This is a genomic window from uncultured Nevskia sp., assembly GCF_903885465.1.
Lineage (GTDB): Bacteria > Pseudomonadota > Gammaproteobacteria > Nevskiales > Nevskiaceae > Nevskia.
Window position 1 is genome coordinate 1 of the sequence record NZ_CAISIQ010000418.1, and the last position, 13463, is coordinate 13463.

The window sequence follows — 13463 nt, forward strand, 5'->3', positions numbered from 1 at the left end:
CGTGCCGCTGGCCTATGCCTTCGAGGCGAGTAGCAAGCGCTTCGCGTTCAGCTACTCGACGACGCTCGCTTCAGGTGAGCCAGCGCCAGTTGGAACGGTAACCACGATCTATGTGCCGTCCCTGCACTATCCGAACGGCTACTCGGTCGAGATCGAAGGCGGGCATGTGATCTCGGCGATCAACGCCGGCCTGCTTGAAGTGGTGGCCGATCGGAACGCGCGTACGGTTTCGCTGAAGATCACCGGCGCGCCGATTCAGGAAGCGCTGCTGGCCGGCGGGAAGCGGGTGCCGGCCCAAGCTGGCCCGTAACTGAGTTACGAAACGCGCCGAGCCGGGAAATCCCGGCTCGGCGAGAACACTCGTTTGATACTTGGCTTCAGAGCACCGGCACGGTGATGAAGTCGATGTTGATCGGCGTCAGCACGGTATCGATCAAGGATGCATCCACGGTTTCAGCACCGCTGGTGAAGCCCAGGATGCTGACACCTGGCTGCGTGGAGCTGGTACGGGTCACCCAGAGCTTGCCGTTGGGATCGACCGCCAGAGAGCCCATCGCTACAGCCTGGAACCCCGGCACGGCGACTGGCGCTGCGCTGGTGTTCGGATTGAAGCGGTACAGCGTCTGCGCGGCGCCGAAACCAGTGCTGCTGATGAAGTAGGCACGGTCCGAAGTCACGGTGGCGATATCGGCGAAGAAGTCGAAGGGATGTGTTGTGGCATCGCCATCGTCGAATACCAAGGTGGCGGAGTTCGCCGCCGTGTCGATACGAACGATGCCGCCCTCGTAGAGCTGAGCGTAATCAGGCGCGCCGCTGTAACCACCGTCGGCCAGTACGAGGATGTTGTTGCTGCCAGGAATGCCAGCCAGGCTGACCGGGTCGCGTACCGGCAGTTCGATGCCCTTGAGGCCGTCGGTAGCCGGCTGGGTATCGATCTCGGTGTTGGTCGCGATGTCGATCACGGCGATGTAGCCGGTCTTGACCGAAGCAAAGCTTTCCAGTCGCTGCATGGCGACATACAGGCGGCCGTTCCTGACGATGCCTGCGGTCATTTCCGGCACGCCGTCGAAAGTGTCGTAAGCGGACAGATCGATCTCGCCGATCTTGAACGCCGCTTCGGTGGTGGCAGACGGGTTGACGATCCACAGCTTGCCGGAGCCGTAGCGCAGCAGATAGGCCTTGGTATCGCTGACGATCAGCAGATCGCTGGGGTTGCTCTGAGCCGTGCCGTCGGTCGCGTCCTGCGTCGAGTAGGTGTAGACCGGCGTCGCCGGGTTGCTCGCCGCGTAACGCAGCACCTGGTTGGTATCGAAGCGCTTGACCACGAAGTAATGATCGCCGCCGCTGCGCACGAAGAGGTCCGAGGTGGCGCTGGCCGCCACACTATTCCGCGCAGTGAACGGAGCGCTGGCCGCGACCAGCGAGACCGCGCCGCTGCTGTAATTGGTGGCACGCGTAGCGATGACGGCGGAATCCGCGAACAGAGGTGCGTCGTTAGCGTTGCTGCCGCCATCGCAAGCCGCCAGCAGCATGGCTGGCAACAGCAGCAGACAGGTTCTGAGGGTTTTCATTGTCACTGGGTTTTTCATTGGCTTGGGCCCTGGGTAGATGGATCAGACAGCGGTTCGGCAGGTGAAGCAGGATGGGTTTGAACGGGGTCTTGAGCGGTGACCGGCTCGTTGCGCGGATAAGTCAGAGACAGCAGCAGGCGGCGGCCGGGCGTCGGATAGCCGTTGAACTGCTCGGCCTGCTGATTGCTGAGATCGAGTGCCTGCAGCGCCCAACCGACCTTGGCGAAAGCGCCACGCACGCCGACGTCATGACGCTGCGCGGTCGGCGCCTTGAGCAGGCCGGTGCTGTCGTAGTACTGCCCGGCTTCAAGCCGATAGGCGTAGTAGAACGTCAGCATCTGCCAGCGCCGCTCGATGCGCGCGTTGATCTGAGTCTTGAAGCGGCCCGGCAAGGGGTTGCCACGGGTGTCGCGAACCTGGCTGCGATCTTCCGTGTGCTGCCAGGTGCCGCCGAGCTGCAAACCGAAGCCGGCCAAGGTCGCGGCGCTATCGGCTTCGACGCCGTAGATCAGTGCCTGATCGGTGTTGATCGAACGACCGATGCCCTGGGCGTTGTAGGTGGGACTGATGGCGTCGTGCAGGTCCTGGCCGAACACGGTCAGTTCCAGGCGCTGAATGCGCGGGCCGGGCTGGCAGCGCACGCCGACATCGCCGTAGTTCGCGCTCTCCGGCTTCAGCGACGGATTGCCCCGGAACAGGCCGCGATCGCCGTAGCGCTCGAAGAAGGTTGGCAGGCGTTCGCGACGGCCGAGATTGGCGGCGAGCAGGCAATTGTCGACGCGCTGAGTGGCACCGACGGCGGGCTCGATTCGCGTGTGCTCCTCGTGCTCGCCATCGGCCACGTCGCGCGACCAGGCGACGTTCAGGCTGGCGTTGTAGTGACGGTCACCATCAACCAGCTGCGCATCGAAACCGTTGCCGGCGCTGATGCGACGCGCCGAGCGGGTCGGCACGCCGCCGAACTTGTCCTCCGCCTGGTAGTCCGCGTGTTCGATGGTCAGCGTGTCCTGAAACACGTCGCCGAAGCGCCGACCGATGCTGGCCAGGCTGCGCTGCGTATCCGAGCGCGTTTCCTGAGCGCCCAGCCCGAGCTGACTGCCGGGGTCGCTGTAGGTCTCCCGCGTGTAGCGATGCGACAGCGCGGTCTGCCAGGTCGATCCCTGCGGGCTGGTCAGCGACAGCGCGTAGGACTGGGTGTCGAGCTCGGTTTGCGTGTCTGCGGCATTGAGCCGGGTCGGTAACTGCTGCGAGTCGTTCAAGGCATTCAGGGTGACTTCCACTGGCCCGAAATAGCGCAGCTGCCCGTAATACTGTTCGGTACCGGCGTTCTGCCGCGGCTCCTTGCGGGTGCGATCCGGATCCGTCGGATCAAAGGCCTTGAACTTGTTGACGTAGTCGAAATCGTTATCGGCGCCCTGCGCGCCGACTGCAAGCTGGAACGCGCTGCCGAGCTGTGCGGCCACATCGACCTGCTTCTGGCCGAAGCTGCCGAGCACTGCAGTGCCGACTACCGGCGCCGCCAGTTCCCGACGGCTGCGCAGGTTGATGGTGCCGGCCAGACCGCTGCCAAGTTGCGCCGGCACGCGGCCCTTGTAGACATCGACTTGCTCCAGCAGCAGCGGGCTGATCAGCGACAGCGAACTGGCATCGCCGCCGCCGGTATCCAGCGGCAGGCCATCGAGCAGCACGCGCACCTGCCGGCCGCTGCTGCCGCGCAGGCTGGCCTCGCTGTAGCTGCCGAGACCGCCGGAAGACCGCACCTGCACGCCGGGAAGGGTCGACAACACGCTGGGCAGATCGCTGGCCACCAGGGGATCGATGGGCACCCGGATGACCACGCCGCTATCGAGCAATTCGGTGCGTTGGCCGACCACGGTGACAGTCGGCAGTTCAGTCGCCGTATCAGCCGGATCATCGGCTGCCGAGCACGCGGACCAGCCGGCCGACAACGCCAGAAAAGTTCGGCCCATTCGCTTGCACAGCTGCCCACTTGCCGCCACGGTTCGTCTCGGTAGAACGAAAAACGCCGTGGTCGGCGTGGCCTAGGGCCACACCCGTACAGTCGCCCACCGCGACCACGGAAGATTTTTTGCAGGCCGGTCTCCGGACTCGCAGGCGATGCTTTCAGCGCCTTCCCGGATCGTGGCGATCCAGTGGCCTTGTGCCGAAGCTTCCTGCTTACCGTTGCGGGGGCAGTGCTCGAATTCAACGAGCTTCCCGTTTCACCCTCCGGCCCTGGACCAGCAGCCTTCGGACACCTGCGCGGCGGATTCTAAGCGGAATCCCGCCGGCCGTGATTGTGAACCGCGACAGTGGGCGGCGATCGTCCGGGCTCGCGAACGACACGCTGAAGGTTCATTGCTTGGATTGCAGCAGACTGCAGGTCCTGCTGCTTGGCAAACAACAATGCGCGCTTTCGCCGGATCGCTGCGCGCCTCTTCAGGCTGGGCGGCTGGTGTTCAACCGATCCGATAACAGCATTGATATCAATGTCTTGCATCGCGCGAATAACAGCCTGCGGGAGATTCCCGGAAGGCTTCGTCAGCTGGCGCGGTCGTTGCGCTCTCTGGGCTTCCAACGTCGTTGTTCGTCGAGACCCTGCGGCTTTCGAATCGGTTTTCGTCGGCAACCCATCCTTCACTCCGACCCCTCCGAAAACCGTGATCAAACTTTCCCAATCCCGCCATGTCCTCCTGCGACGAGCCGCGCTGGGCGCCTGCGTACTCGTGCTCGGTGCCTCGGCGTTCAGCCTTTCGGCCGCCGATCCAGCGCCGGCCGTTGCCGCGCCGACTGCCAAGCAGGTGATCGATGTTCGCCGCGCGCTGTTCACCCTGATCGGCAGCAACTTCCGACCGGTCGGCGACACCTTGCAGGGCAAGATTCCGTACGACGCCGCCGACATCCAGAAGCGCGTCGCCAGAGTCGCCTTTCTCGCGCCGCAATTGAGCGAAGTGTTTCCGGATTTCTCCGCCACCGGCGAGACCAAGGCGAAGCCGGAGATCTGGAGCAACCGCGCCGATTTCGACACCAGGCTTAAGGATTTCCAGACCCACGTGCTGGCCCTGGCCCAGGTCGTCGAGAAGGACGCCGGCAATGCCGATGCCTTCAAGGCCGCGGCTGCTGCCGTCGGCAAGGACTGCAAGGGTTGCCACGACGAGTACAAGGCCAAGTAAGCGATGTCGTCGATCAGGCCTGGCCTCGACACGGCAGCGCCCGCCGAAACGGCGGCGCCGGCACGCGATGAACGTCGGGTCTGGGATCTGCCGGTGCGCGTCTTTCACTGGACGCTGGTCGCCGGCGTGCTGGCCAGCTACGTCACCAGCCGTCTAGGCCCGGAGTACTTCAGCCTGCATCTGGCCTCCGGCTATCTGGTGACCGTGCTGGTGGCGTTCCGCATGCTCTGGGGGCTGTTCGGCACGCGTCACGCCCGCTTCGCCAGCTTCGTGCAGGGGCCGCGGGCGATCAGCCGTTACGCCACCGGCTTGCTGCGCGGCAAGCCGGCGCGCCATGCCGGACACAACCCGCTCGGCGCGCTGATGGTGCTCGCCTTGCTGGCAATGCTGTTCGTGCAGGCCTCCACCGGCCTGTTCAGCAATGATGAAATCTTCAACGTCGGCCCGCTGTACGCCTGGGTCAGCGAAGACTTCAGCCTGCAGCTGACCGCGGTGCACAAGCTGCTGTTCAACTGGATTGCCGCCGCAATCCTGATCCACGTGCTGGCGATCCTCGTGCACCGTCTGCTGGCCCGGGAAAACCTGGTCCGCGCGATGTGGACCGGCCGCAAGCCAGCCCATGCGGTCAACGGTGACGAGGTCATCGGTTCCTCACGGCTGGTGCTGGCCTTGCTGTTGCTGGTGATCGTCATCACCGCCCTCGCCTGGCTGGTGACCCACGCGCCGGCTGCCGGACTCTCGTCGTTCGAATGAGGCACTGACAGCGGCTGCGTCTCGCAGCCTCTGTCCATCGATGTCTCCACTTGCACATCGCCGTTCACCGATTCCGATCATCCATCCGAAGCCTGCTGCTCGCTCGACAGCAGCCTGTTGCCGACGATGCTGGAAAGCCAGCAAACCCCGCTTCCCACTACCACGAAACGTGAGCCAGAACGCTCCGGAAGACGTTCGGATAGACAGATATTTAGTCTTATAAAACAATGTTTTGCATCGATTTTTGAGGGCAATGATGCACTGCTTGGGTAATGGTTACGTGCTTGGCTCGGCCGTTGCAATCCACTACCGACTGCAAACATCCGGAAGGCATTGACGCCACTCCAGATCGCAGCTCCGCACAACTCCACTTCGCGGTGGTCGCTGGCCAGCAAGTAGAACCCAGGAAACAGTGAATGAACAGGAAACAGTCAACGCAGGCTTTTGTCGTCGGGCTTTTGGTCGCAGCGCTCAGCGCTACCGCTGCCGAACAACCGGATGCCGCAACTGCCACACGCAGCGCAGTGCCGGCTGCCAGATCGACGGCGCTTTGGTCCTACCAGCCGGTGGCAACGGCACCGGTGCCGAAGGTCAAGGCGGCGCGCTGGGTGCGCACACCCATCGATGCCTTCGTGCTTGCCAAGCTCGAAGCCCAGGGCTTGAAACCGTCGCAGGACACCGATCGCGCCTCGTTCATCCGTCGCGCCACGCTCGATGTCTGGGGCGTGATCCCGACGCCGGATGAAGTGCATGCCTTCGTCTCCGATCGCTCGCCGGACGCCTACGAGAAGCTCGCCGACCGCCTGCTGGCCTCGCCGAAGTACGGCGAACGTCAGACCCGTCGCTGGCTGGATCTGGCCCGCTACGCCGACAGCGCCGGCTTCCAGGGCGACCAGACGCGGCCGAACATGTGGCGTTATCGCGACTGGGTGATCAAGGCCTTCAATGACGACAAGCCTTACGACCAGTTCGTGCAGGAACAGCTGGCAGGCGATGAGCTGAAGCCTGGCGATCAGGATGCCCTGGTCGCCACCGGCTTCCTGCGTGGCTACCCGGACAACATCAATTCCCGCGACCTGGTGCAGAAGAAGTACCAGCACACCACCGACATGGTCGACACCGTTGGCGAAGTGTTCCTGGCCCAGACCGTGGGCTGCGCGCGTTGCCACAATCATAAGTCCGACCGCATCTCGCAGAAGGAGTATTTCCAGCTCCAGGCGTTCTTTGCCAACACCAGCGCGGTCGACGACATCGCGGCTACCAAGGGCCCGCTGGAGATCGCCTATGAGCAGGCCGATACGAAGTGGAAGGCCGCCACGGCGGAGATCCGCGCCAGGCGCAAGGCGATCATCGATCAGGTGCGCGAGCCGGCCAAGCACTACCTGCTCGATCGATACTCGCAGGCCACCCAGGCGTCACTGCGCAAGCTCTACTCGACACCGGAAGCGCAGTGGACGGCGCACGATCGCTGGGTCATCAACCGGTTCTCCGACTACGGCACCGACGAAGTGCTGTCCGCCTTCCTGCGTGACAACGCGGACCCTAGTGCCGAGCAATACAAGCCCGAGTACGCCGGACTGGCTGACGAATACCGCAAGCTCGGTGACGACCTCAAGAAGTTCGACAAGCTGAAGCCCGAGGGTGGCTCGCTGAAGATTTCGGCGATGAGCGAACTCGGCCAGACCGAGGCACCGCCGACGCATCTGCTGTTCGGCGGCGACTTCGAGCGGCCGCTGGAAGAAGTGCAGCCCGGCTTTCCGGCGGCGATCACCTCGGAAAAGCCGGTGATCGTGCCGACGGCCACCAGCTCCGGTCGCCGCACGGCGCTGGCCAGGTGGATCGCCAGTCCGCAGAACCCGCTGACCGCTCGCGTCTTCGTCAACCGGGTCTGGGATCAGTACTTCGGACGCGGCATCGTCGAGACCTTGAGCGACTTCGGCAAGGCCGGCCAGAAGCCGACCCATCCGGAACTGCTGGACCACCTCGCCTCGAGCTTCATCGAGCACGGCTGGAGCGTGAAGCAGTTGCATCGCGAGATCCTGCTGTCCAGCGTCTACCGGCAGTCCTCGGCGTTCCGCCAGGACGTGGCCAGTGCCGATCCGGACAACAAGCTGCTGGCCGTGTTTCCACGACGCCGGCTTGATGCCGAAACGATTCGCGACTCGCTGCTGGTGGCCTCCGGCGAACTGGCGGAGAAGGTCGGCGGCCCCAGCGTGTTTCCGCCGGTACCGTCGAACCTGTTCACCGGAAATGCCTGGACGGTGTCGAGCAATCACGACGACTGGAATCGTCGCAGCCTGTACATCTTCACGCGGCGCAGCATTCCCTACCCGCTGCTGCAGCCGTTCGACATCGCCAACACCCAGCAGGCGCATGCCAAGCGCGACATCACGACGACGCCGTTGCAGGCGCTGACCTTGTTCAACAGCGACATCGTCTTCGACTGGTCCAAGGCGCTGGCGGGCCGGGTCATTCGCGAGCGCGGCTCGTCGGCATCAGCCCAGCTCGATGGCTTGTACGAAATCGTCTACGCCCGCAAGCCGGACAAGCAGGAGAAGGCGACCCTGCTGGCCTTCCTCGACAGCCAGGAGAAGGTGCTCAAGCAGCAAGCCGCCAACGGCACGTTCGCGATCAACGTGCCCACCGGCCTCGAGAAGGCCGGCCCACTCGATCCGATCCGCGCGGCCGCGTTTGTCGATCTCACCCATGCGGTCGTCAATTCCAACGAATTCACCTATCGCTTCTGAACAAGACCCATTTTCCGGAGACATCGCATGACTGATTTCAACAAGCCGACCTCGCGTCGCGAATTGCTGGCAAACGCTGCACTCGGTATTGGCGGACTTGCCCTCGGCGGCGCCTTCTTCCCGTCCGCGGCTTCCGCCAGCGACGCCGCCGCTGGTGGTCTCGTCGATCCGCTGGCCCCCAAGGCGACGCATTTCCCGGCCAAGGTGAAGTCGGTGATCTGGCTGCACATGGACGGCGCACCGAGCACGCTGGACCTGTTCGACTACAAGCCCGAGCTGATCAAGCTCGCCGGCCAGGAAGTGCCGGCCTCGTTCATGAAGGGCATCAAGGAAGGCGTGCGCGGTACTTCGAACAAGCTGCTGGCCACCAAGCGCGAGTGGAAGCAGTACGGGGAAAGCGGTTCCTGGTTCTCGGACTTCCTGCCCAACCTCGCCACCCAGGCCGACAAGATCGCCTGGATCAAGTCGAGCACCACGATCGGCGCCACCCACGACATCTCGATCCTCAAGCTGAACACCGGCGACCTGAGCCCGGGCCGCCCTTCGCTCGGCGCTTGGGTGCAGTACGCGCTCGGTGCCGCCAATCCGGACCTGCCTGCCTATGTGGTGCTCTACAACGACAAGCGCGAACCGCGTGGCGGCGCGATCAACTGGAGCTCGGGTTTCCTGCCGGCGGTCTACCAGGGCACGGCGTTCCGCCCGGGTGACTCGCCGATCCTGCATCTCAATCGGCCGGAACTGGTCGCCGAGGGTGAGCAGGGCAGCACGCTGGGTCTGCTGAACCGCCTGAATCGCAGTCACGCCCGTCATCATCCGAACGACACCGAACTGCAGGCGCGCATCCGCTCGTACGACCTCGCAGCGCGCATGGAAGTCACTGCTCCGGAAGCAGTCAGCCTGGCCAAGGAAAGCGAGGCCACCAAGGCGCTATACGGCATCGACGACGAAAGCAGCAAGTCCTACGGCGAAACCTTGCTGCGCGCGCGGCGCCTGGTCGAGCGCGGCGTGCGCTTCATCCAGGTGGTGTCCGGTGAACTGGAGATCGAAGGCGAAGGCAAGAACTGGGACGGTCACAACAACATCGAATCGAATCATCGCGCACACACGCGGATGGTCGACAAGCCGATCGCAGGCCTGCTCGCCGATCTGGAGTCGCGCGGCCTGCTCGAATCGACCCTGGTGGTCTGGACTTCCGAGTTCGGTCGCACGCCGTTCGGCCAGAGCGGCAACGGCCGCGACCACAATCCCTGGGGCTATACGCAATGGATGGCCGGTGGCGGCGTCAAGGCTGGCACCACGATCGGCGGTACCGACGAGATCGGCATGCAGGCGGTCGGCAAGAAGGTCGACACCTATGACCTGCACGCCACCGTGCTGCAGCTGATGGGCCTCGATCACCTGAAGACCACGTTCCTGCACAACGGGCGCTCCGAACGGCCGACCGTGGTTTACGGCGAAGTGGTCAAGGAACTGCTGGCCTAGGGCAGCACCTTTCGAATCCCTGCAATCACTCGTCATTCCCGCGCTGGCGGGAATCCAGTTCTGATTTGGTTTGCTACTGCCAAAACTGGATGCTCACCTCCTCGGACATGACGGGGACTTTCTCTCTCCTCAGTAGGTCGCGTCATTGCCGGCCCGTAGAACAACTCGTTCCGGGCCGGCTGTTTTAAGCATCCCTCAATCAAGCGCCGCTGCTGGCCCGATCCGATCGCCGGTGGCCGCGCCGTCATCAGCGCGGCACAGCGCGGCACACAGGAAACCAGCGGTCATGCGGAAGTGGGCTCACATCATCGGTTGGTCGCTGGCAGCAAGCAGCGGCCTGGCATGGGCAGCGATCGATCTCGGCGATTTCGACGAGTACGTGATGCGCGACATGGACGATGCCAACAAGGATCTCGGCCCCGCGCTCGGTGCCGGCAATTTAGCCGCGGCGCTTGCCGATGCCGAAGTGCTGCAGACCGGCCTGAACTGGACCGAGGACTACTTCGTGGCTAAGGGCGGCGTCGACGATGCGGTGGTGCTTGCCCGGCAAGGCAAGGACTCGCTGGCCACTGTATTCGCGGCGATCAGCCGCAAGGATCTCGACGTCGCCGGCGCCGCCGCGCGCGAAGTCGGAAAGAACTGCACCAGCTGCCACGACCTCTACAAGCCGCTGAAATGATGCTGGCGACCTTCCATCGCTGGCGTCATCATGTGGCTTGCTTGCTGCTGGTCTACGCAAGCCCGGCGCTCTCTGCGCTGTCAGCGGAAGATCTCGCCGAACGCATCGGCGTCGGCGATCCGGCGCTGGGTGAGAGCAAGGCTCGCGCTGCTGGCTGCGTCGGTTGTCACGGCGGCGACGCTGCTAATACGTCGATACCGCGCCTCGATGGCCAGCTGGCCGGCTACACACTGGTGCAGATCGAACGCTTCAAGGCCGGCCAGCGTAGCCATCCCCAGATCGCTCGCGATGCCAGCACACCGAGCCTCACCGATGCCGAAGACATCGCCGCTTGGTACGCCAGCGCTGCGCCGATGTACGGCAACGGCGCGGCCGCAAATGCCGACATCGCAAGCCTGTTCGAGAAAGGCGATCGCAGCCGCGATGTCATCGCCTGCGTCAGCTGCCACGGCGTCAACGGCAGCGGCGCTATCTCCGGCAGCGACAGCACGCCGGCGATCGGTGGCCAGTCCGCCGACTACCTGCGCGCACGGCTGCGGACCTGGCGTGCCGGCCCGCAGAACGGCGCGCCGATCAGCGTCATGAACCTCATCACCAGGACGCTGGGCGATGCCGAGATCGACGCCTTGTCGACTTGGCTGTCGCAGCTGCAACCCCTGCCCTGAAGCTTTCACGCCCACCACAGGATCACCCGATGAAGCCCGACCTGAAGTACCTCCTGTCCGCTGGCCTGCTGGCCGCCGTGATCGCCGCGCCCGCCGCCGCAGCTTTGAAGGAAGGCGCGATCGCACCTGACTTCACCGCACCGGCTTCGCTGGATGGCAAACCCTTCGACTACTCACTGAAGGAGGCGCTGAAGCTGGGACCGGTGGTCGTCTACTTCTACCCCTCGGCCTACACCGGCGGCTGCAACATCCAGGCGCATACCTTCGCGGTCAATCACGAGCGCTTTACGGCAGCCGGCGCGACCATTCTCGGCGTGTCGCTGGACAGTATCGACCGGCTCAATGCCTTCTCCGCCGATCCCGCCTACTGCGCCGGCAAGATCATCGTCGCCTCCGATGCCGATGGCGCCATCGCCAGGGCTTTCGACCTGCAAGTCCGCGAGGTCGGCGACGGCAAGAAGGACACCCGCGGTGCCGAGATCCGCCACGGACTCGCCGAGCGCACCACCTTCATCGTCACGCCGAACGGCCGCATCGCCGCCGCCCTGAGCGGCCTGAAGCCGGCCGACAACGTCGAGCAATCACTGAAGGCCGTGCAGCAACTGGGCGTTTCGCCAAGCGCCGGCCGCTAAGCCACTTTCACCCCACAGGAGTCCAGACCATGTCGAAACAGTCGACGGCGGCGCTGCTTGCTGCCGGCATTTTTTCCGTCATTTCTGCCGCGAGTGCGCAGGACGCGGCAACCGCCAGCGCGCCAACGACAACGACGGGCATCAGCGGCGTGGTCGCCGCCGGCACGCCAATCAAGCTGATCAAGGATGGCTTCAATGGCACCGAAGGGCCGCTGCCGTTGCCCGACGGCAGCTTGATCTTCACCGAGAATCGCGCCGACCGGGTCATCCATCTCGCCAAGGACGGCAGTACCAGCACCTTCCTGGAGAAGGCCAACGGCATCAACGCCTTTGCTGCTGCACCGAACGGCGACCTGTACGCGGTGCAGACCTTGAAGCCGCGCGTCGGCATCGTCCATCCACCGGGCCGTGAGAAAGTGCTCGCCGAACGGTATGACGGTGCCTCGTTCGGCCGGCCGAACGATCTGGTGATCGACCAGCGCGGCGGCCTGTACTTCACCGACTCCGGCACCCAGCTCAATCCGGACCAGCAGCCGCCACCGGGCAAGCCGGGCGTCTACTACCTGCCGCTCGGTGGTCAGCTGGAGAAAGTTGTCAGCGACATCGAGCGCCCGAACGGCGTGCAGCTGAGCCCCGACGAAAAGATCCTGTACGTCGCCAACACCGCGGGCGAACACGTGCTGGCCTACGACATCGACAAGGACGGCAGGCTCGGCCCACGACGCAATTTCGCCAGGCTCGAAGGCTGGAAGCACACCGATACCGGCCCAAGCAGCGGCGCCGATGGCCTGGCCGTCGATCGTGATGGCAGGCTCTATGTCGCGTCGACGGCCGGCGTGCAGGTGTTCACGTCCAAGGGAGCCGCACTCGGCATCATCCCGCTGCCGAAGGCACCGCAGAACCTCGCGTTCGCCGGTGACGACAAGAAGACGCTGTATGTGGTCGGACGCGGCGCGGTCTATTCGATCGCCACCTTGAGCGGAGGCTATCAGGGCCGTTCGAAGTAAACCCGGATCGCGAAGACCAGGCTCCGGTCGATCCGTTCGACTGGAGCCTTTCCATTTCTGAACATGGAGTCACAAGGATTCTGGCTCGGCTCCGCCAATGTCGCTGATTGAATCCAGACAATAGTCATCAGCAGTCTGCTGATATTCCAACAGTTGGTGTGGAAGAAGCTTCGACAAGCACGCCGGAGACTTCGGTGACTGGTGTCTTGTCGAGATTTAAATATCCTTTTCAACAGATACTTGCAGCTGATATTCCCGTTTTCCCCGGCCTTGCAGCCGCATTCATCGAAAACGGCACACTCTCTGCTCCAGCCCTCCCCATCGTTTGCGATCAGCAAGCATTCTACGGAGTGGGGAAATAGAGATGTCAGCCTCAAAGCGAGTCAAGCGTCAGCCATCATTCGCCAAGCGCAATAGCCAATCGTCAGAACCGGCAGCGAAATCGGCGGGATCGAAAGTGGAGTTCGGCTCCACCATGCTGCTGGGGGGCAGCCTGCTGATCGCCGCATTCAACGTGCATGGCGCAGAAGCGACCGCAACACCGGTACCGGAATCCGAGATCGAGCTGGCACAAGTCAGCCCGACGGCCGAAGCCGGCACTGCGGAAGCGGACCCGGCGACGGAAGCCGATGGCGCCGAGCTCGATACCGTCGTAATCCGCTCAAGGCCACGCATCGCCGCGCTGAAAGACAAGCCGCAATCTGTCTCGGTGGTCTCAGGCGAATCGCTGAGCCGCCTCAATGCGCTGACCATC

Annotated in this window: 13 protein-coding genes, 1 pseudogene and 1 riboswitch; of the genes and pseudogenes, 11 read left to right on the plus strand and 3 right to left on the minus strand. The window is 63.9% G+C overall.

Translation table 11 applies throughout. The annotated features are described in order from the left end of the window. A pseudogene (locus tag QZY06_RS16270) lies at positions 1 to 310 on the plus strand (hypothetical protein); the annotation flags it as partial. A gap of 67 nt (positions 311 to 377) precedes the next feature. Here the strand turns inward: QZY06_RS16270 and QZY06_RS16275 are convergent. Together QZY06_RS16275 and QZY06_RS16280 are read right to left on the minus strand one after the other, a co-directional pair. Then, on the minus strand, positions 378 to 1571 hold the full coding sequence (locus QZY06_RS16275; RefSeq protein ID WP_295686113.1) for a hypothetical protein: 1194 nt from the start codon (positions 1569 to 1571) through the stop codon (positions 378 to 380). Between the two features lie 14 nt (positions 1572 to 1585). Beyond that, positions 1586 to 3541, minus strand: coding sequence for a TonB-dependent siderophore receptor (locus QZY06_RS16280; protein ID WP_295686114.1), 1956 nt, complete (start codon positions 3539 to 3541; stop codon positions 1586 to 1588). A 106-nt stretch (positions 3542 to 3647) separates the two neighbouring features. Further along, positions 3648 to 3848, minus strand: a riboswitch (cobalamin riboswitch). A 383-nt stretch (positions 3849 to 4231) separates the two neighbouring features. Between QZY06_RS16280 and QZY06_RS16285 the strand changes: the two genes are divergently transcribed. Together QZY06_RS16285 and QZY06_RS16290 are read left to right on the plus strand one after the other, a co-directional pair. Further along, entirely contained in the window at positions 4232 to 4744 is a 513-nt protein-coding gene (locus tag QZY06_RS16285) for a cytochrome c (protein ID WP_295686115.1), read from the plus strand. Positions 4745 to 4747: 3 nt separating this feature from the next. Then, positions 4748 to 5497, plus strand: a complete 750-nt coding sequence (locus QZY06_RS16290; RefSeq protein WP_295686116.1) for a cytochrome b/b6 domain-containing protein — start codon at positions 4748 to 4750, stop codon at positions 5495 to 5497. Between the two features lie 77 nt (positions 5498 to 5574). Here QZY06_RS16290 and QZY06_RS16295 read toward each other — a convergent pair whose 3' ends face one another. Then, positions 5575 to 5892 (minus strand): hypothetical protein, encoded by a 318-nt coding sequence (locus QZY06_RS16295; RefSeq protein ID WP_295686117.1) that lies wholly within the window; start codon positions 5890 to 5892, stop codon positions 5575 to 5577. 21 nt (positions 5893 to 5913) lie between these two features. Between QZY06_RS16295 and QZY06_RS16300 the strand changes: the two genes are divergently transcribed. The 8 genes from QZY06_RS16300 to QZY06_RS16335 form a co-directional block, all read left to right on the plus strand. Continuing rightward, positions 5914 to 8244, plus strand: coding sequence for a DUF1549 and DUF1553 domain-containing protein (locus QZY06_RS16300; protein ID WP_295686118.1), 2331 nt, complete (start codon positions 5914 to 5916; stop codon positions 8242 to 8244). A 27-nt stretch (positions 8245 to 8271) separates the two neighbouring features. Continuing rightward, a complete protein-coding gene (locus QZY06_RS16305) occupies positions 8272 to 9726 on the plus strand; it encodes a DUF1501 domain-containing protein (RefSeq protein ID WP_295686119.1) in 1455 nt (484 codons plus the stop codon). 286 nt (positions 9727 to 10012) lie between these two features. Further along, complete coding sequence (locus tag QZY06_RS16310; RefSeq protein ID WP_295686120.1) at positions 10013 to 10405, plus strand: hypothetical protein; 393 nt, start codon at positions 10013 to 10015, stop codon at positions 10403 to 10405. After that, entirely contained in the window at positions 10402 to 11070 is a 669-nt protein-coding gene (locus QZY06_RS16315; protein ID WP_295686121.1) for a c-type cytochrome, read from the plus strand. The genes QZY06_RS16310 and QZY06_RS16315 overlap by 4 nt, the downstream gene beginning before the upstream one ends. A 29-nt stretch (positions 11071 to 11099) precedes the next feature. After that, positions 11100 to 11702, plus strand: a complete 603-nt coding sequence (locus tag QZY06_RS16320; protein WP_295686122.1) for a peroxiredoxin — start codon at positions 11100 to 11102, stop codon at positions 11700 to 11702. 29 nt (positions 11703 to 11731) lie between these two features. Next, positions 11732 to 12709, plus strand: coding sequence for an SMP-30/gluconolactonase/LRE family protein (locus QZY06_RS16325; protein WP_295686123.1), 978 nt, complete (start codon positions 11732 to 11734; stop codon positions 12707 to 12709). 107 nt (positions 12710 to 12816) lie between these two features. Beyond that, positions 12817 to 13071 carry a hypothetical protein gene (locus tag QZY06_RS16330; protein WP_295686124.1) on the plus strand — a complete coding sequence of 85 codons (255 nt, stop codon included), beginning with the start codon at positions 12817 to 12819 and terminating at the stop codon, positions 13069 to 13071. Between the two features lie 113 nt (positions 13072 to 13184). Next, a partial coding sequence (locus tag QZY06_RS16335; protein ID WP_295686125.1) for a hypothetical protein occupies positions 13185 to 13463 on the plus strand: 279 nt, incomplete at its 3' end.

What these genes read in the sequence shown, in the direction of transcription:
- QZY06_RS16305 (WP_295686119.1), top strand. Translation starts at nt 8,272, where the DNA reads ATGACTGATTTCAACAAGCCGACCTCGCGTCGCGAATTGCTGGCAAAC.
- QZY06_RS16275 (WP_295686113.1), bottom strand. Translation starts at nt 1,571, where the DNA reads ATGAAAACCCTCAGAACCTGTCTGCTGCTGTTGCCAGCCATGCTGCTG.
- QZY06_RS16300 (WP_295686118.1), top strand. Translation starts at nt 5,914, where the DNA reads ATGAACAGGAAACAGTCAACGCAGGCTTTTGTCGTCGGGCTTTTGGTC.
- QZY06_RS16310 (WP_295686120.1), top strand. Translation starts at nt 10,013, where the DNA reads ATGCGGAAGTGGGCTCACATCATCGGTTGGTCGCTGGCAGCAAGCAGC.
- QZY06_RS16280 (WP_295686114.1), bottom strand. Translation starts at nt 3,541, where the DNA reads ATGGGCCGAACTTTTCTGGCGTTGTCGGCCGGCTGGTCCGCGTGCTCG.
- QZY06_RS16320 (WP_295686122.1), top strand. Translation starts at nt 11,100, where the DNA reads ATGAAGCCCGACCTGAAGTACCTCCTGTCCGCTGGCCTGCTGGCCGCC.
- QZY06_RS16315 (WP_295686121.1), top strand. Translation starts at nt 10,402, where the DNA reads ATGATGCTGGCGACCTTCCATCGCTGGCGTCATCATGTGGCTTGCTTG.
- QZY06_RS16290 (WP_295686116.1), top strand. Translation starts at nt 4,748, where the DNA reads ATGTCGTCGATCAGGCCTGGCCTCGACACGGCAGCGCCCGCCGAAACG.
- QZY06_RS16325 (WP_295686123.1), top strand. Translation starts at nt 11,732, where the DNA reads ATGTCGAAACAGTCGACGGCGGCGCTGCTTGCTGCCGGCATTTTTTCC.